This window comes from Vibrio sp. LQ2 (assembly GCF_023920125.1).
GTDB lineage: Bacteria > Pseudomonadota > Gammaproteobacteria > Enterobacterales > Vibrionaceae > Vibrio > Vibrio fluvialis.
Map to the genome: position 1 here is coordinate 1,569,845 of NZ_CP085308.1, position 17,498 is coordinate 1,587,342.

At 53.0% G+C, this 17,498-nt stretch carries 17 protein-coding genes and 1 riboswitch; of the genes, 9 read left to right on the forward strand and 8 right to left on the reverse strand.

Translation table 11 applies throughout. The features are described 5' to 3' along the window. Positions 1-16: 16 nt before the first annotated feature. From LGV68_RS07320 to LGV68_RS07340, 5 genes are all read left to right on the forward strand, one after another. A complete protein-coding gene (locus LGV68_RS07320; protein ID WP_020328715.1) occupies positions 17-493 on the forward strand; it encodes an Lrp/AsnC family transcriptional regulator in 477 nt (158 codons plus the stop codon). 13 nt (positions 494-506) lie between these two features. Then, positions 507-1,937, forward strand: coding sequence for a coniferyl aldehyde dehydrogenase (locus LGV68_RS07325; RefSeq protein ID WP_252536419.1), 1,431 nt, complete (start codon positions 507-509; stop codon positions 1,935-1,937). Between the two features lie 126 nt (positions 1,938-2,063). Continuing rightward, positions 2,064-2,204: riboswitch (FMN riboswitch) on the forward strand. A gap of 112 nt (positions 2,205-2,316) precedes the next feature. Continuing rightward, a complete protein-coding gene (gene ribB / locus LGV68_RS07330) occupies positions 2,317-2,973 on the forward strand; it encodes a 3,4-dihydroxy-2-butanone-4-phosphate synthase (RefSeq protein ID WP_020328717.1) in 657 nt (218 codons plus the stop codon). 461 nt (positions 2,974-3,434) lie between these two features. Next, entirely contained in the window at positions 3,435-4,382 is a 948-nt protein-coding gene (locus tag LGV68_RS07335) for a glycosyltransferase family 9 protein (RefSeq protein WP_165881655.1), read from the forward strand. A 184-nt stretch (positions 4,383-4,566) separates the two neighbouring features. Then, entirely contained in the window at positions 4,567-5,760 is a 1,194-nt protein-coding gene (locus tag LGV68_RS07340) for a DEAD/DEAH box helicase (RefSeq protein ID WP_165881656.1), read from the forward strand. 105 nt (positions 5,761-5,865) lie between these two features. On the opposite strand, the gene LGV68_RS07345 is transcribed toward LGV68_RS07340, so the two are convergent. Continuing rightward, positions 5,866-7,053, reverse strand: a complete 1,188-nt coding sequence (locus LGV68_RS07345; protein ID WP_252536421.1) for an MFS transporter — start codon at positions 7,051-7,053, stop codon at positions 5,866-5,868. Between the two features lie 281 nt (positions 7,054-7,334). Here LGV68_RS07345 and LGV68_RS07350 point away from each other — a divergent pair, with 281 nt between their 5' ends. Beyond that, positions 7,335-8,225: a LysR substrate-binding domain-containing protein gene (locus LGV68_RS07350; RefSeq protein WP_222750422.1), complete on the forward strand. Its 891-nt coding sequence runs from the start codon at positions 7,335-7,337 to the stop codon at positions 8,223-8,225. A 419-nt stretch (positions 8,226-8,644) separates the two neighbouring features. Then, positions 8,645-9,376, forward strand: coding sequence for a class I SAM-dependent methyltransferase (locus tag LGV68_RS07355; protein ID WP_252536423.1), 732 nt, complete (start codon positions 8,645-8,647; stop codon positions 9,374-9,376). An 82-nt stretch (positions 9,377-9,458) separates the two neighbouring features. Here the strand turns inward: LGV68_RS07355 and LGV68_RS07360 are convergent, their stop codons facing one another. Then, complete coding sequence (locus LGV68_RS07360; protein WP_252536425.1) at positions 9,459-10,349, reverse strand: GNAT family N-acetyltransferase; 891 nt, start codon at positions 10,347-10,349, stop codon at positions 9,459-9,461. 179 nt (positions 10,350-10,528) lie between these two features. On the opposite strand from LGV68_RS07360, the gene LGV68_RS07365 reads away from it, so the two are divergent. Beyond that, positions 10,529-10,945 carry a MerR family transcriptional regulator gene (locus LGV68_RS07365; RefSeq protein WP_047462256.1) on the forward strand — a complete coding sequence of 139 codons (417 nt, stop codon included), beginning with the start codon at positions 10,529-10,531 and terminating at the stop codon, positions 10,943-10,945. Positions 10,946-11,010: 65 nt separating this feature from the next. On the opposite strand, the gene LGV68_RS07370 is transcribed toward LGV68_RS07365, so the two are convergent. After that, positions 11,011-11,250: an RNA-binding protein gene (locus LGV68_RS07370; RefSeq protein ID WP_020328725.1), complete on the reverse strand. Its 240-nt coding sequence runs from the start codon at positions 11,248-11,250 to the stop codon at positions 11,011-11,013. A gap of 109 nt (positions 11,251-11,359) precedes the next feature. Beyond that, complete coding sequence (locus LGV68_RS07375; RefSeq protein ID WP_252536426.1) at positions 11,360-12,601, reverse strand: aminotransferase class V-fold PLP-dependent enzyme; 1,242 nt, start codon at positions 12,599-12,601, stop codon at positions 11,360-11,362. A 137-nt stretch (positions 12,602-12,738) separates the two neighbouring features. Here LGV68_RS07375 and LGV68_RS07380 point away from each other — a divergent pair, with 137 nt between their 5' ends. Next, the gene (locus LGV68_RS07380; RefSeq protein WP_222802525.1) at positions 12,739-13,209 is read left to right on the forward strand and encodes an Lrp/AsnC family transcriptional regulator; all 471 of its coding nucleotides are present in this window, start codon (positions 12,739-12,741) and stop codon (positions 13,207-13,209) included. 76 nt (positions 13,210-13,285) lie between these two features. On the opposite strand, the gene LGV68_RS07385 is transcribed toward LGV68_RS07380, so the two are convergent. The 4 genes from LGV68_RS07385 to otnK all read right to left on the reverse strand — a co-directional run bounded on the left by LGV68_RS07385 (position 13,286) and on the right by otnK (position 17,496). Further along, on the reverse strand, positions 13,286-14,737 hold the full coding sequence (locus LGV68_RS07385; RefSeq protein ID WP_024373731.1) for a TRAP transporter large permease subunit: 1,452 nt from the start codon (positions 14,735-14,737) through the stop codon (positions 13,286-13,288). A 97-nt stretch (positions 14,738-14,834) separates the two neighbouring features. Further along, positions 14,835-15,611, reverse strand: a complete 777-nt coding sequence (gene otnI / locus LGV68_RS07390) for a 2-oxo-tetronate isomerase (protein ID WP_252536428.1) — start codon at positions 15,609-15,611, stop codon at positions 14,835-14,837. Further along, positions 15,611-16,243, reverse strand: a complete 633-nt coding sequence (locus tag LGV68_RS07395) for an aldolase (RefSeq protein ID WP_000139626.1) — start codon at positions 16,241-16,243, stop codon at positions 15,611-15,613. The genes otnI and LGV68_RS07395 overlap by 1 nt, the downstream gene beginning before the upstream one ends. Further along, complete coding sequence (gene otnK, locus LGV68_RS07400) at positions 16,240-17,496, reverse strand: 3-oxo-tetronate kinase (protein WP_252536429.1); 1,257 nt, start codon at positions 17,494-17,496, stop codon at positions 16,240-16,242. Before otnK ends, LGV68_RS07395 begins: the two co-directional genes overlap by 4 nt. Positions 17,497-17,498 lie beyond the last annotated feature (2 nt).

Here is a 17,498-nt window from a genome sequence, read left to right on the forward strand (position 1 = left end):
AGGGAATTCGAACATTATGCATTTAGACCGGGTAGACCAACAAATTCTGCGCATTCTGCACGACAAAGGACGTTTGCCAGTGGTGGAACTGGCCAAGATGGTCAATCTCACCACATCCCCTTGTTCAGATCGGGTGAAACGGCTGGAAAAAGAGGGCTACATCAAAGGCTATCATGCGGAGTTGAACGCGGAAAAACTCGGATTGGACGTTCAGGTATTCATTCATATCCGTCTTGACCAGACCAGCTTTTCAATTTTTGAACGCTTTGCTGAAGCGGTGCGCGATGTGCCGGAAATCGAAGAGTGTTATTCGTTGTCCGGGGATTTCGACACCATGATTAAAGTACGTGTTAAAGACATGAAGGCCTATCAGGCGTTTATGTCAGGGAAATTGGGTACCCTACCGGGCGTGATCCAGACTCGCAGCGAGTTTGTGATTGAAGAACATAAGACCAGCTTTGGCATCAACCCGGAGCTGCTTCACAACCTGTAACTTTGGAGAGACTATGGCGCAGTTAGCCGATGTGGTCACCGAACCTCTTAGTGAGGAGGCCCTGTTATCCGCTCAGTTTGGTCGTTTAGCCATTCAGTTTGCCAACGACCCGTCCCCTTCACTGGAAAAACGCCAGCAGCGTCTGGTGGCGCTCAAGCAGGCACTGCTCACCGAGCAGAGTGCTTTAGTGGAGGCCCTGAGCCGTGACTTTGGTTATCGCAGCCGTTTTGACACTTTGCTGTGCGACATCGTGCCAGCGGTCAGTCATCTCGATTACACCCTCAAATCTCTCAAACGTTGGATGAAACCGCAGCGACGTAAAACGGGGCTGATTCTGGCGCCCTCGCGCGTTTGTGTGCGCTATCAGCCACTGGGTGTGGTCGGCATTATTGTGCCGTGGAATTTTCCGGTGGTGCTGAGCCTGGCACCGCTGGTGACCGCGGTCGCAGCCGGCAACCAGGTCATGATAAAGCTCAGTGAACACACGCCGCAGGCCAATCAGGTGCTGCGACGTATTGTGGCGTCACTGGGCGATATCGCCCAATGCGTGGAAGGAGAGGCGGAGATTGCCGCGGCTTTCAGTGCATTGCCATTCCAGCATCTGCTGTTTACTGGTTCCACGGCGGTTGGGCGCAAAGTGGCCATTGCCGCTGCGCACAATCTCACGCCAGTTACGCTGGAGTTAGGGGGCAAATCTCCGGTCATCATCGCGCCCGATGCCGATCTTCCACGTGCGGTAGACAACATCATGTTGGGCAAGGCCACCAACAGCGGCCAGATCTGTGTTGCGCCCGATTATGTGATGCTGCCAGAAGCGCAGGTGGCCCCTTTTACCGAACTCTATTTGCGCCGCTTTGCCAAACGTTTTGTCAGCAAGCAGGGCAAACTCGATTGCACACACATCATCAATCAGGCGCAGCATCAACGGCTGCAGGCGCTGCTGGATGATGCAAGTCAGCAAGGCGCTGAGGTAAGCTCGCTGACTGGTACACTTGACTTGGCTGAACGTCAGATGGCGCCACAACTGGTGAGCAAAGTGACGGATCAGATGCGAGTGATGCAAGAAGAGATCTTCGGTCCTATTTTGCCGTTAGTCGGTTACCGCACCATTGAAGAAGCCATCGAACGCGTCAATGCGCAGGCGCGACCGCTGGCGCTGTATGTGATGAGTGACGATCAGGACATCATTGATTATGTGCTTAAACGCACCCACAGTGGCGGTGTGGCGATTAATGACACCCTGTTGCACGTCGCGGCCGATGATGCGCCGTTTGGCGGTTTGGGGGAATCGGGGATGGGACATTATCACGGCCTTGAAGGATTCCAGACGTTTTCACATGCCAAAACCGTGTTGCATTCCTTCAGCAAACTGCCACGTAGCCGCTGGTTACTTAACCATCGCAAGCTGTGGCTCAAGTTGCTCGGACGCTTCGTTCTGCGTTAAATCGCTCGCTTTGATCGAGACGCGGCGCTTTTTACACCATTTGCGCCACGGGTGCTTTTCAATCGTCTATGAAAGCACTACCATACCTCAGGCCGCTATGCTGAACGTAGCGGCTTACTATTTTTAACGTATTCTCAGGGCGGGGCGAAATTCCCCACCGGTGGTATACCCAACAGGGTGAGCCCACGAGCGCTCGATTCGTCGAGGTCAGCAGATCTGGTGAGACGCCAGAGCCGACGGTTACAGTCCGGATGAGAGAGAATGACAAACACACCAGCCTGACGGTTTGAGGTTCCCTCACGCCTAGGATTTGGTGCACTTGGTTTTGGCTTTTGATCCCTCATAACAGCCCTGATTCTGGTCATTATTAGGAGTAACCATGAATCAGTTATCGCTACTTGCCGAATTCGGCGACCCAATCACCCGTGTTGAAAATGCACTGCAAGCGCTGCGCGAAGGCCGCGGTGTGTTGCTGCTCGACGATGAAGATCGTGAAAACGAAGGCGACATCATCTACTCAGCAGAAACGCTGACCGCGGAACAAATGGCACTGATGATCCGTGAATGCAGCGGCATCGTCTGTCTGTGTCTGACCGATGAACAGGCCAACAAGCTGGAACTGCCACCCATGGTGCAAGTGAACGACAGCAAAAACCAAACTGCGTTTACCGTGACCATCGAAGCGCGCCACGGCGTGACTACTGGTGTTTCTGCAAAAGACCGTGTGACCACCATCAAAACGGCGATCAACCCGAACGCGAAACCTGACGATTTAGCGCGCCCAGGACATGTGTTCCCGCTGCGCGCACGCAAAGGCGGCGTGTTGGCGCGTCGTGGTCATACCGAAGGTACGGTGGATTTGATGCAGATGGCGGGTCTGATGCCATCAGGTGTTCTGTGCGAAGTCACCAATCCAGACGGCACGATGGCTAAAACGCCTGAAATCGTAGCATTTGGCAAGCTGCACAACATGCCAGTTCTGACCATTGAGGATATGGTGCAGTACCGCATGCAGTTTGATCTCAAATTGGCATAAGCCGCTTTACACTGTAAAGGCGCGATGATTCGCGCCTTTTTTGACGTGATTCTTACCCAAACCTTCCCGTTTCTGGCTATCTTATCCAGTTCAGATCAGCAATTACTGTCATTAAACAGAAATATCAACGAACGTTCATGCCATTTCTCGGTCTTACTGAAAGTTAAGAACGAGCCACGAAAATCAGAAGTTCTGTCTTTAGTTTGACTAGGCTTAGAAATTTTTATTGTGGATATCGTTTCTGTTTGTAAAATGTTCTGGATAAAACATGGTAATTCCCCCATGTATGGCGTTTCTTTTTGTTAACCCTTTTTGCCTTGGAATTCCCCCTTTTTATGTTACTTAAGCTTTTGTTTAAATGGAGTATTTACTTCATTGGTAAGCCAAGATTTTCAGCGTCCAAGGCCTCTGCAAAGCCAAGAGTTTTACTCATCCCATATAACGCGATTGGCGATATGGTGATGACGGCACCATTATTTAGCGCGTTGAAACAGTCTTTTCCTGATTGGCAGTTGGAGGTGCTTTGCAGTTCCAGAAATCATGAAATCATCCGCTATCACCCGGCGGTGAGCCGCTGCTGGTTATTAGATCTCGGTTTAAAACCGCAGCGAGCACTTGCACAACATCGTGTGAGAAAGACGTTGTATGAACAGCACTTCGATAAAGTTGTCTATTTGGGTGAACGCAGCAACTGGGTTGAGTTATGGCGTATCAACCGCTTGGCGGCGAAAGGCAAATTCAGCTTGCCCTATCTGCAGGAAACTCTGGCCAAGAAGATAGACCCGTTTGCGCTCAACATTTTTGATGGGGTTGTCGGTAAAGACAAACATCAGGCTCCGCATTTTACTCGCCGCATGATGAGCATTCTGAGTGATCTGGAGGCGAAGGAACCTGAGCTGTTAGCGTTCAATCTCAATCTGCCGCGAGTACATGATCAAGACCGTTCGTTGCCGTCAGGTATCAAACTGTTGTTCAATCCGTGTGGTTCACAGACAGGAAACACGCTGAGTGACGAACAAACCAGTGCTATTTTGACTGGCTTGGAGTCGCTGGGTATTCAGGTGTGCGTATTTGATTTACCTGAAAACCGTGCCAAGTTGGCGGCTTATGCGCATGAAGAGCGTGTTCATTACATCCGTTCATCGTCAATCAGCGATGCTGGCGACTGGCTGCGCGAAATGGCGTTGGTCCTGACGACAGATACCTCTATGGGACACATTGCTGCGGCGCTTGAGGTGCCGACATTAATCATGAGAGCCGATGAACAATGGCGCGCGAACTGCGACCCTATTTCCGATTTCGCTACCATGCTGGTGGCGCAACCTCAGGGTACCATTCAGACCATTACCGCGAATGATGTCGTGGCAGCAGTCAAGAATCTTTTGCAAACATTACCTCAGGTAAAGTGACTCCTTTTTCTCCTGCTGGTTATCCTCACTCGGTGTGATGTTGTCGTCCTTTGGCATATGCACAAGACGAATTACATAGGGCGAATCTGGTCAGCAATCATTGTCTCGTTGTGCAATCATGCTAGAATTCCGCGCTGTGGTAGAGCATGCTCTACTTTAACGGTTACCAATTCAGAGTCTGTTCATGTCATTTTCCAAACTTGGACTGAGTGAAGCCCTGACACAAGCAGTGGCAGAACTCGGTTATCAAAAGCCAACCACCATTCAAACCAAAGCCATCCCGGTGATTTTGCAGGGGCAGGATTTGATCGCTGCGGCGCAAACCGGGACGGGTAAAACCGCCAGTTTCGTGCTGCCTATTCTGCACAAACTGCAAGGACGCGAAACGCAACGTAAAAAACGTATTCGTGCCCTGATTTTGGTGCCGACTCGCGAGCTGGCGATTCAGGTGGCAGACAAAGTGGCGCAGTACGGCCAACACACCGGACTGACGACGCTGGCGATGTATGGTGGTGTGGAAGAGCAGGCTCAGAAACAGCGTCTGATTGAGGGTGTGGACGTGTTGGTGGCGACGCCGGGGCGTTTGCTGGACATGTACGGTCAGCGCGCCGTTTACTTCGAAGAAGTGGAAATGGTGGTTCTGGATGAAGCCGACCGCATGCTCGACATGGGCTTTATCGAATCGATCAACAAAATCATCGATCGCCTGCCTCGGGATGCGCAGTACCTGCTGTTTTCTGCCACGTTGTCGCACAAGGTGCGCGATCTGGCGAAAACCGCGGTGAACGACCCGTTTGAAATCAGTATTGCGGCGAATCAGGCATCAAAATCGAACATCGAGCAGTGGCTGATCACGGTCGATAAAGACAAAAAATCCGCGTTGCTGAGCCATCTGATCACCGAAAATAACTGGGATCAGGCGCTGATTTTCATCGAAACCAAACATGGTGCAGCAAAACTGGCGAGCCAATTGGAAAAACGTGGTATTACGGCGGAAGCATTCCACAGTGGTCGTAGTCAGGCTGTGCGCGTGCAACTGCTGGAAGATTTCAAAGCGGGCAAAATCAAGTACATGATCGCGACTGGTGTTGGCGCGCGTGGTATCGACATTCACGAACTCTCTCGCGTGGTGAACTACGATTTACCATTCCCGGCGGACGAATACGTGCACCGCATTGGTCGTACGGGCCGTGCAAACGCCAAAGGCGAGGCGATTTCGTTTGTCTCCAAAGACAACTTCAAAAACCTGTGCATGATTGAAAGCCGTCTGGGCCACTTGATTGAGCGTCGTGTGGTGGAAGGATTTGAACCGAAAAAACCAGTGCCAATCTCGATTCTGAACTACGTTCCGAAAAGTAAACGGATGCCGCAAGACTAATCTCAGCCAGCATTGCGCCGCTATCGGTGCAATGCTGGACGCTTGGCGTGGTTGACTATTGACGATCGCGCGAACTGCTTTCTCTTTCTTCTTCACTTCACGATGTTATGACTGACAAGCGTGTACCTTCGGGTTGCTCCTGGTGAGTCCGACGATCACCACGCTCATGATGGCCACCCCAAACACCCAACTGTGGCTCTGAGTTGCGCCCCCGGCCAGCATAGCCGCCACGCCCGCCATCGATTGTTGCAAGAAACCGCACAGGGCGATGCTGCGTGCGCCGCTGTGCGTTGAATGGCTTGCTGCCAGCGACATGCTGTTGGGAAAAATCACCGCTTGACCCCAAATGATCACCAAGTACAGCGCGAGATAACCGCCAGTCAGGGCGTGCGGTGGCAACATATCGCTCAGCAGCCACAGGCCTAACATCAACAGGGCACCCATCGCCACGCAATAGGCGCCGCGACGCAGCATTGGTTGGCTGCCGATTTGAGTCACGTAGCGCTTCACGTGCAGTGAGCCCAGCAGGTAAACCAAGCCTATCGCCAAACCAAATACACCAAACCACTGGCTCGAAAGGTGCAGCGTTTCGGCAAAGACAAACGGGCTGGCTTGCTGCAACGTGACGATCGTAGCAAAGCCCAAGCCGCCTTGAACACAAGGCACAAGAAATCCCTTGTCTTGAAGAATGGTCAGGTAGTGGGTGCTGGCGCCAGGTGTGTGCTGGGGTTGCGCAGGCCCCTTGAGTGGGAAACGAGAGGTGGTCAGCAGCGCCAGCAGGGCAATCAACGCCAGCAGCAGAAAGCCGACGCGCCAGTCACTGTAGCGCGTGAGCATCGCCCCCACAAACTGCCCCAGGCCCAAGGCGGCAATAAAAGCCATTGATAACAGCGAGAGTTTTTGCGCCAACGCGTCACCGCTCCAGTAATCCCGAATCACGATTCGAGCAATGATTGCGGCCCCGCCAGCGGCTGCGCCTTGTATCACGCGTGCTAGCAATAACTGGGTCAGCGATTGAGCCACGTAGAGACTCAAGCAAGCACCAATAAACAGCAGCAATGCCAACGAGAGCGCGGGCCTGCGGCCGTACTTTTCGGCGGCATGGCCCCAGTAAATGACAGGAAGCGCCGCGCCGAACACAAACAATGACATCGAGAGTTCAGCACCGTAGCGGCTGATGTTGAGCTCGCTCGCCACCAAGGGCAGCGCGGGTAAGTACAACGTGGTGGACATTTGCGCCATCAACACCAGTGAACACGAGAGCAGCAGCAAGCGAGTGCTAAGGGTTTTCATTGTTTCGCCTCCGATGGCGTTAAAGTGCGATTCCTGTTTGATGCGATAGGAAAATAACAATCAACGCGATTGAAAATATTCCCTGAGATCGGGGCGACGTTATTTCTGAATGGTTTGCGATACAAAACGAATCCTTATTATGAGATGACTCATGATGGAGGGATGAATTTGTCGTTCCCCCGTGACAATCAGCAGCGCGGCTTATCTTGGTTTCGTATCTTTATGAATCGGTGTTAATCTGGCAAACGATCATTCCTTACCTCTGATTAAGGCTGAGTTAATTGAAACGTCGTCACCTGCCCCTGCAAGGATTGCTCTATTTTTATAAGTCTGCCGAATTGGGCAGTTTTAAATTGGCGGCTCAGGATTTATGTGTTTCCCCTGCGGCGGTGAGCCAGCAAATCCGCCAACTTGAAGCCACGCTCGACACGTCGCTGTTTACGCGCAATCATCGCACCATCGGCCTGACGCCCAGCGGCGAAAACCTCTATCAAGAGGTCAAACTCGGCTTTCGCCATTTGCAGGCGGGCGTAGATGCATTGACGGCGGATGAGCGCCCCAACCAGCTCTCCATCTCCGCGCCCAGCTCGTTCGCCCATCACTGGTTGATCCCTCGATTGCAGGCGTTTCGCGCTCAGTTTCCCGACATCAGCATATTGGTTGAACCCACCAATCGCCTCACTTCGCCCGACGACACCCGCGTGGATGTGTGCGTGAGATTTGGTTCAGGGCAGTATGCTGGTATGCATAGTGAATGGTTGATGGATGATGCGATTTATCCCGTCTGTCATCCTCATTATCAGCAGGAACTCGGTATTGAAACGCTGGCGGATTTGCAGAAAGCCGCGCTGATTGAAGATATTCATACCGACATGCGATGGGAAACGTGGCTTAATGAGCATCACCAACCGGTGAAGCAGCCGACGCTATTATTTGATGGTTCTCAGTTTGTGGTGGAAAGCGCTTTGGCGATGCAAGGGGTCGGCTTAATTAAGCACAGTTTGGCGCAGCGATATATTCAAAACGGCACACTGGTGCGAATTGATGCGCAGCAAACTCAGCCTCAAGCCGCCTATTTTATTTGTTTACCGGAAAAGAATTTACAGCGACCCAAAGTGCGCTGTTTTATTCAGTGGTTGAAGCAGCAAATCGCGGGCGATGCCATGCTATGAGCAAGTGCCGAGCATCTTGACCAAGTCACCGCACTTGACTCTATGCCCGAACGGCTTAAAATTAGCGCCGATTCATAAACAGCAAGTTGAAGAAAACGACCATGCAACCGCTTTACGCCTCGGATCAGCGAGTGACCCGAGTGAGCTCTGACAATTGTTTGCGATGAAACATTGGACAGAGCCAACGAAATAAACATTTCGACAAATTCATCGCTATGGTTTTGACTGATCTCTTTACGGAGAGATCACGTCATATCGATAGCGAGCGAAACAAGGGCTACGGATGAGGTTTCACCGTGGCCCTTGTTGTTTCTGCCGTTTGTCGGCAGCACGAGCGAACGGGGCCAGCCAGCCCGGTTCGCTTTTTTTATGCCTCGCATTTGAGGTCACTGATTTTTATTGATTGAGGAATGAAGACCATGTCTCAGAATATTTATGATAATGCTGCGTTTTTTGACGGTTATGCACAGTTGCCGCGCTCGCAGTTTGGACTCGACGGCGCACCGGAATGGGCATCGATTGAAGCGATGCTGCCGGATCTTACCGGAAAAAACGTGGTGGATTTGGGCTGCGGCTACGGCTGGTTTTGCCGCGCGGCGACCGACAAAGGCGCAGCCAAAGTGCTGGGAATCGACTTGTCGCAAAAGATGCTGGATAAAGCGCACGCCATGACTGCGGATGCGCGCATTAATTATCAGCGCGGCGATCTGGAACACCTCACGCTGGGTAATGCGCAGTTCGATCTCGTATACAGCTCGCTGGCGCTGCATTATCTGCCCGATCTCAACCCAACGTTTACCACCGTATTTCAGGCGCTGAAACCCGGCGGTCAGTTGGTCTTTTCCATGGAGCACCCGATTTTTACCTGCGCACGGCGTCAGGGCTGGCTCACCGATACCGATGGTCAACGTTCGTGGGCGGTGAATCGCTATCAGGATGAAGGCCAGCGCGTGTCGAATTGGCTGGCCGAAGGCGTCATCAAATACCACCGCACACTGGGCTCGATTCTCAACGCTCTGATCGCGGCGGGCTTTGTGCTTGAGCATATCGAAGAGTGGGGACCAAGCGCCGAGCAAATTGCCGCGATGCCTGCTCTGGCGGAAGAGGCGGAACGTCCGATGCTGGTGCTGGTGTCGGCGCGCAAAGCGTAACTGAACAGGCACACTGCCAGGCGGTGTGCCTGGGGCAGAAGCTATATTACCCCATCCTTTAGAGGCAGAGCGTGTATCTGCCTCACATCAGCTGCTGAGTGGCATGAAAACGGGTGGCGGTGAGGCGCATGGGCGTGACGGGCATGCCATAGAAATCAAACGCTTCACCCAGTACCTCACCGCCGAGTTGGCGCACAATGTTGACGGTGGTATCGCGCGCTTCAATCAAGATTTCCGGCTCTGTCGCAAGCAGTTCTGTCAGCGAGGCCAACGCCAGCGATTTCCCAATTCCCAAACCGCGAAACTGACGATTCACGGCAAAGCGTCCCCAGTGCCAAGCGTCACCTTCACGCCAAGCGGCGACGACGCCTAAAATGTACTCGCCGGAGCGCGCGACCCACCATTTCACATCGCTGTCCTTCGCAAATGGAATCAATGCTGGCGGAATATTCTGCTCCTGCGCAAACACATCCATCACCAACTGCTCGACTTCGGCGCGATAAACCGGATTTAACGCCTCCACTTGTACGCGGGCTTGCTGATGGCGTGTGTTGTGGTGAAAGGCGCTCAGGCGCAGCGTACGCAGGCCATTGAGCACTGCCGCTTGTGCATCGTCAGCCAGCGAATCTATCACATCGCCCAATGCGTGGTTGGCGGCATGATTGGCGCACTGCAGAGTGTCGCTGCCAGCTGGCGTGATTTGGTAATATTTCTGGCGTTTGTCGTGTGGGTGCGGCATCGGCTGCACGTCGCCATTTTCGACCAGTTTGTTGATGGTGCGGCTGAGTGACGCTTTGTCGGCGTTGAGCTGAATACACAGTTCGGAAAACGGAGTTGAGCCGTTTTTACTCAGGTAGGTCAGCAGGTGTGCCTGACTGAGCGACAGCCCCGAATTCCAGCAGTTTTTGTCCAATAATCCCAGTTCACGCACCAGATAACGCAGTTCACTGCGAATCTGTTCCACAGAGTTCATAAGTGCTTTCCTAATAATGTTGACTCTATCAACGATATGATTTTGGGCAGAGTAACTAAGCTTTGTTGATAGTGTCAATAATTTGCTTGAATAAACCGACAATGTTGGCTTCAAACAGCATTGACCTTCAAGTTCACTTAAACTTTATAATGACTCATCGTCACCACAGGATGAACAACATGAAGATTGGAGAGCTGGCTAAACGTACGGGTTTGGCTCCGTCAGCCATTCGGTTTTATGAAAGTGCCGGACTACTAAAAATGGTGCAGCGCCGCGCCAATGGTTATCGCACTTATCCCGAAGAGGCGGTGCTGGCGCTGGAGCTGATTATGCTCGGTCAACAAGCGGGGTTCAGTTTGGAGGAAATCGGTGCGCTGCTGCCATCGGATCTGACGCAATGGCAGGGCGAGGTACTGGTGGAGCGCCTACGCAGCAAAATTGCCGATATTGAGCAACTGCAGGCCAAACTGGCTGAGACCAAAGCGCATCTGCTGAGTATTGTCGAGGATATTGAATCGCGACCGGAGGGTGTCGATTGTTCCACCAATGCACAGCGCGTGCTGTCGCGTCTGAAACTGGCTGACAGCGGCACCTGAGCCCATCATTCAGACACAAAAAAGCCAACCCGAATGGTTGGCTTCTCTCTCGGCAGAATTTGAGATTACTGCTGCGCCGCTTTCACGCGGATTTTGCTTTTTGCCACGCTTGTCATGTTCAGCGCATTGATGGCCGTTTTGGCTTCTGCGGCATCTGGCATTTCGACAAAGGCAAAACCTTTTGACTGGCCAGTTTCCTGGTCAAGAACCAGCGTACACTCTTTTACTGTGCCGAAATCTGAAAACAGCTTGCGGATTTCCTGTTCAGTCGTTGAACGAGACAGGTTGCGAACTAAAAGTTTCATAATGAACCTTAATATAAAGAAACGCCGCTATTGTCGCAGTAAACCCGGCGATGACCAAGCGATTGTTTTGATCGCTTGGTCAATTGTTCAGTGAATCAGCACGGGGTGTTTACGCGGCCAGCAGAGCATCTAACGTGTCGATTAACCGCTGCACTTCCTCAGGACTGTTGTTGTGCACCATCGAAAAACGCAGCACGCCAAGCGTTGGGTTGATATCCATACCTTGCAGCAGGCGATAGGAGTAAAAATGGCCTGCGCCGCACAAAATGCCCGCCTCACCGAGTGTTTCTGCCAGATCAAGCGGCACGTGGCCTTCAACTGTGATCGACACCGTTGGCGCTCGGTTTTCAAGCGTGTCCGGGCCGATAATACGAATCGCGGGGTGCGCTCGCAAATAAGTCATCAACGGCTCCAGGAGTGCCAGTTCGGCATCGTGCAGCAGCGTGCGTACAGCCTGTGCTTTGTGCGCGTCAATGGCATTGAGTTCATCAGGGAAATGATGCTGATACAGCGCCGAAAAGTATTCACCTACCCCTTTTGTCGCCGCCACCTGAGCGTGATCCGGCCCCGCAGGATAGAGCATTTTCTCGCGAATTCCGGCGTTAAAATAGTGGCCCTGATTGCTGAGTTTTTCCGCCATCTCTGGTTGAATCACCATGACTCCCAAATGCGGTCCGTAGACTTTGTACAGGGAAAACAGATAGATATCGGTACCCAGCGCAGGCACATCCGGCAGACCATGGCCAGCGTAGGAGACGCCGTCAACCACTGTGCGTACTCCGTGCTGATGAGCCAGCGCGCAAATGTCGGCCACAGGATTCACGTAGCCCAATAGGTTTGAGCAGTGCGGAAAGGTTAGCAGCTTGGTGTTGGCGTTGAACAGTGGCGTCAAAGTCTCTAGTTCCAGCATACCGCTGGCACTGTTGACGGACCATTCGCGCACCACAATGCCGCGCTCAGCTAAACGTCGCCATGCGCCGCTGTTGGCTTCGTGATCCTGATTGGTGACGATGATTTCATCACCCGGCTGCAACCAGCCCATCACGGCATTGGCCAGCACATAAGTGTTTTGTGAGGTGGACGGACCGAAGTAAATCTCGCTGGCGGAAACACCCAGCCAAGGCGCAAGCGCGTGATAACTCTCGTCCATCCATTGTCCGGCTTTACCTGAGACTGCATTGGGGTAATAGGGCTGCACTTTCAACTGGTGAAAGTAGGTGTCGAAGCGATCCAGCACCTGGCGGCACAGGTACGAGCCGCCGGCGTTTTCAAAAAAAGCCTGAGATTGCAGGGAAGGTTGTTCAAACGCAGGAAACTGCTGGCGAATAAAATTGAGGTCGAGTGTGCTCATTGTGGCTCCGTTCCTTGGGTAATATCGTAGTTCTAATCATACGAATAAAGTCACGCTGAATTCTTAGCAATCTGCGCTTGAAAAGCACAAGCTAATGCGATAAACCAAGCATAAATAGTGATATTAAGGAAAATATTGTGCATTCCATAGCCCTGGACCGCCTCGATGTTCGCATTCTGGAGTTACTAGTGAAAGACAGCCGTATCCCGCGTCTGGAATTGGCCGAAGCTGTTAACCTCTCGTCATCGCAATGTTTTCGTCGCCTGAAACGGCTGGAGCAATCGGGGATCATTGAGCGCTATTCAGTGGTGCTTAACAACGCCAAAGCAGGGTTTGATGTCAATGCGCTGGTGATGGTGCAATACAGCAAGTCGGAGCCGGATGCACGCCATAAGCTGCTGGCACTGATTGAGCAAACGCCGATCATTCACGAATGTTATTCGATTACCGGTGAGCACGATTTTGCGCTCAAGGTCAGTTGTGCCAGCATGACGGAATTCAATCATCTGATTAACGAAACCTTTCAGACGCGCTGCATTTCCGGCATGCACTCTTATATGCTGCTCGATTGTTTCAAGAACACGCTGGCGCTGCCATCGGCACAGTGAACGCAGAATGTAATAAAGAAAAGCCCCTTCACTCTGAGCCGAGGAAGGGGCTTTTTACGTGGAGTGCTAAGCGCGCTTAATTGGCGGTTTTCAGCACTTTCTTGGGCTCTTTGGCTTTCATCCACAGCATGATGGCGGCAAGGACAACGAACGGTACGATTGGGTCCAGCAGGGTACCTGCTTTACCGAAGATCAGGTTCAGCGCCATGACGATGCTGGCACCAATTGCCCATGCGATGGTTGAGGATACTGTCCAGATTTTCAGTTGGTCCGACAATTCCGTAATTCCCAGCGTACGGCTGATGATGTGGAAGTAAGAGTCGTTGAGGTGCGAGAAGCCAACCGGGCCGACTGCGCACGCTAGTGCAACGAATACCGGATCCAGACCTAACGTTTCCACCAGCGGTAGTGTCATGGTGGCTGCTACCATCATTGATGCGGTCGCAGAACCTTGGATCAGACGCAGCATCGAGGCAATCGCCAGTGGGACCAGAAGAGGGGGAATACCGCTGCTGGCAATCGCTTCGGCCACCTGAGGACCCGCACCAGAGGCTTTCAGTACCGCCCCCATCGCTCCGCCACAACCGGTCACAACCAGAATCAGACCCGTCGTCGACAGGGCATCGTCCATTGAACCGATCATGTCTTTGCGTTCAATGTTACGGGTCAGGCCGTACAGTGCCATCAGTACACCGATACCGACCGCCACCACCGGGTTACCCAGCAGCGAAATCACCGCATAGAACAGCGATTCGTCTTTTGGCGTCAGCGTGCTGACCAGGATCAGAATAATCGGGATCAGAATCGGGCCAAATGACAGGAAGTTGCTTGGCAGGTGGCGCTCGTCGGTCTCTTGTACAACTTCCAGATTTGCCCAGTCGGCTTCACGTGTGATCCAGCTGTCGCCGTTTGGTACGCGGTAGTACTCTTTGCCCACTTTACGGATGTAGAACAGAGACAGCAGCATCATAGGAACCGACACCACCAGCCCCCACAGCATGTATACGCCAAGGTCTACGTTCAGAATGCCTGCGACAGCAACTGGTCCTGGCGTTGGTGGCACCATCGCATGGGTGATCAGCAGGCCTAAAGCCAGCGTTACCCCAAGGCCGACTGCGGACTTGCCAGTATTGCGCGAAATGGCGCGAACAAGGGAATGAAGAATGATGTAGGCAGAGTCACAGAAAACCGGGATAGCGACCAGCACGCCTGTGAATCCAAGCGCCACGTCCTCACGTCCTTTGCCGCACAGTTTGACGAAGGTTTTCGCCATACGTACTGCAGCGCCGGAGCGTTCAAAACAGGCACCCATGATCACACCAAACGCGATGATCAGGCCAATACCACCGAGCACACCACCAAAGCCGGCTTTGATCGCATTGACCAGATCCGTTGGTGCCATGCCGGCAAACAAACCCATGATGATACTGGCGATGATCATAGCCAGTGCCACAGGGATACGAGTCTTGATGATCATGACCATCATGGCCACGATCCCAAGGATGATTCCAATTAAAGCAGCGTCCATCTTTCGGTCCTTTTTATAATTTATCCATATTTAGATTGTGTAGGGCCACTGCCTCAGGATTTTGAGGCAGGCGGCGTTTTGCTATTGCTCACAAGGGTTACAGGTAAGGTTTGACCCAGGCCAAGCCCTGCTCTGTGGTGGTTTTTGGTTTGTATTCGCACCCAATCCAGCCGTCGTAACCGGAGTCGTCCAGCACATCGAACAGGTACGGATAGTTGATTTCGCCGCCGGCGGGTTCATTGCGGTCCGGCACAGACGCGATTTGAATGTGGCCGGTAAACGGCGCTAAATCGCGGATTAGTACATCCAGATCGCCATCCATGATCTGCGCGTGGTACAGGTCCAGTTGCAGTTTCACGTTCGGACGGTCGACCATCTGAATCAGTTCCACCGCGCGGCGCTGGTGGGCGACGAAGTAGTTCGGTACATCGCGGGTGTTCAGTGGTTCAATCAGCACATCTATCCCATGTTCGGCGAATGCATCCGCGGCATAACGGATGTTGGCGATAAAGGTATCGATGTGTTGCTGCATGCTGTACGCAGGGTTAATAATGCCCGACATGGCGTGCACTTTTTTGCAGTTCAGTGCTTTGGCATACATCAGCGCGGTGGTCACGCTCTGTTTGAACTCCTGCTCGCGCCCCGGCAGGGCAGCAAAACCTTTTTCGCCCGCGTCCCAGTCGCCCGGAGGCATGTTGAACAGCGCTTGCTCAAAGCCGTACTGTTCCAGTTTTTCTGCCAGCACGTGTGGCTCGAACGCATACGGAAACAGAAATTCGATTGCCTTAAAGCCAGCGCGGTGCGCTTGTTCAAAGCGCTCTAAAAACGGCACTTCGTTGAACAGCATGGTGAGGTTTGCAGCAAATTTGGCCATTATTTTCCTCTCCCTTTCAGGTCTTCCACTTCCGCATCGGTCAGGTAGCGAACAGGGTGATTGTTAAGTAAAAACATCAGTTTGGCAGTCTCTTCCAGCTCTTCCGCGTTATCGACCGCATCTTCCATATCGGTGCCGGTGATGACCGGACCATGGTTAGCCAGTAAAAAGGCGCGATAATCGGCGGCGCGTTTACCCAGCTCTTCAGCAATGCGTGGCTCACCCGGACGCAGATACGGAATCACCGGTAACTGGCCGATACGCATCACGTAGTACGGCGTAAACGGGCGAATGGCGTTTTCCGCATCGAGGTTGTCGAGACACGACAACGCCGTCAGATACGTCGAATGCAGGTGCACAATCGCGTTGCATTTCGGGTTGTTGCGGTAAATCGCCAGATGGAATGCAATCTCTTTTGACGCACGTTTGCCGGAGATCTGATTACCGTCGATATCCACCACTGAAAGTTCATCAGCAACCAAACGGCCGAAAGATGAGCCGGTTGGGGTGGCAAGAAAATGGCCGTTAGGCAGTTTCAGCGACAGATTTCCTGCGCCGCCGGTGGCGTAACCGCGTTCGAACATCGAACGTGCCAGACTGACCATCTGTTCTCTGAGTTGTTGTTCTGTCATAGATAAAAATCCTGCGCTTTTTCGAAGAACCGTTCATCGCCGAAGTTGCCTGACTTAAGCGCCAGCGACAGTGAACCGTCGATGGATTTGACCCAAGGCACGCCCGGAGCGATTTGCGGTCCGATGTGAAAACCTGTGACGCCAAGGCTCTGGGTCACGGTGCCGGACGTTTCGCCGCCCGCGACGATAAAGTTCTGTACGCCAAACTCCTGCAACTGGTGCGCAAGCTGGCTGAAAAACTGCTCCACCGCTTCGCTTGATGCCGCCGCGCCGTATTGCGCTTGAATGGCTTTGAGTTGCTCGGCGTCAGCGGTGGCGTATACCATCGGTGCGTAGTCGCCATCCAGCTGTTTGGTCACCCAGTCAAATACATTCTGCACGTACTGTTCATCACGTAAACACGCTTCAACATCGACGGAAAAATGCGGTGCCAGCGTTTGATAACGGGCCACTTGTTGGTTGGTCATCAGCGAGCAGGAGCCAGACAGCACCACACTGCGCGCGCGCTGCGGCAGGCCTGCTGATTTGGCTTCGCTTTGGTCCGCCAGTGTGTCGGCCCAGTTTTGCGCGATACCTGCGGCGAGACCTGAACCGCCGGTAATGAGTTTGAGCGATTTGGCGGCCTGACCCAGTGTGACCAGATGAGCGCTGTTAATCGCATCAACCACAGCATAACGTTTGCCTTCGCTTTGCAGTTCGGCAAAGCGGGCAACCACGGCATCGGCGCCTTGCTCAATCACCTGATAGTTCACCAGACCACATTCGCCTTGCGACTGACGATTCATCAGGCGCACGACGCTCGAATCGGTCATCGGTGTCACCGGGTGATGACGCATCCCGGATTCGTTCAGCGGTTCACCCAGCACAAACAGATGGCCGTTGAACACGGTGCGCCCGTTCACTGGCAGTGCCGGACAGACGATAGTGAAGGTTTCATTCAGTTCGGCCAGCAGGGCATCGGTCACTGGCCCAATGTTGCCCTGCTCGGTACTGTCGAACGTCGAGCAGTATTTGAAGTAAAACTGTTGGCAACCCTGAGCCTGTAACCAGCACAGCGCAGCCAGCGACTGGCTGACGGCTTGGTTGGCCGGGCATGAGCGTGATTTAAGGCTGATGACGACCGCATCGGCATCCACTTGAGTGTCGCCCGCTGGCACGCCATTGAGCTGCACCGTACGCATGCCGTTTTCCACCAGAAAACCTGCAATGTCGGTTGCGCCGGTAAAATCGTCGGCAATGACTCCTAGCAACATAA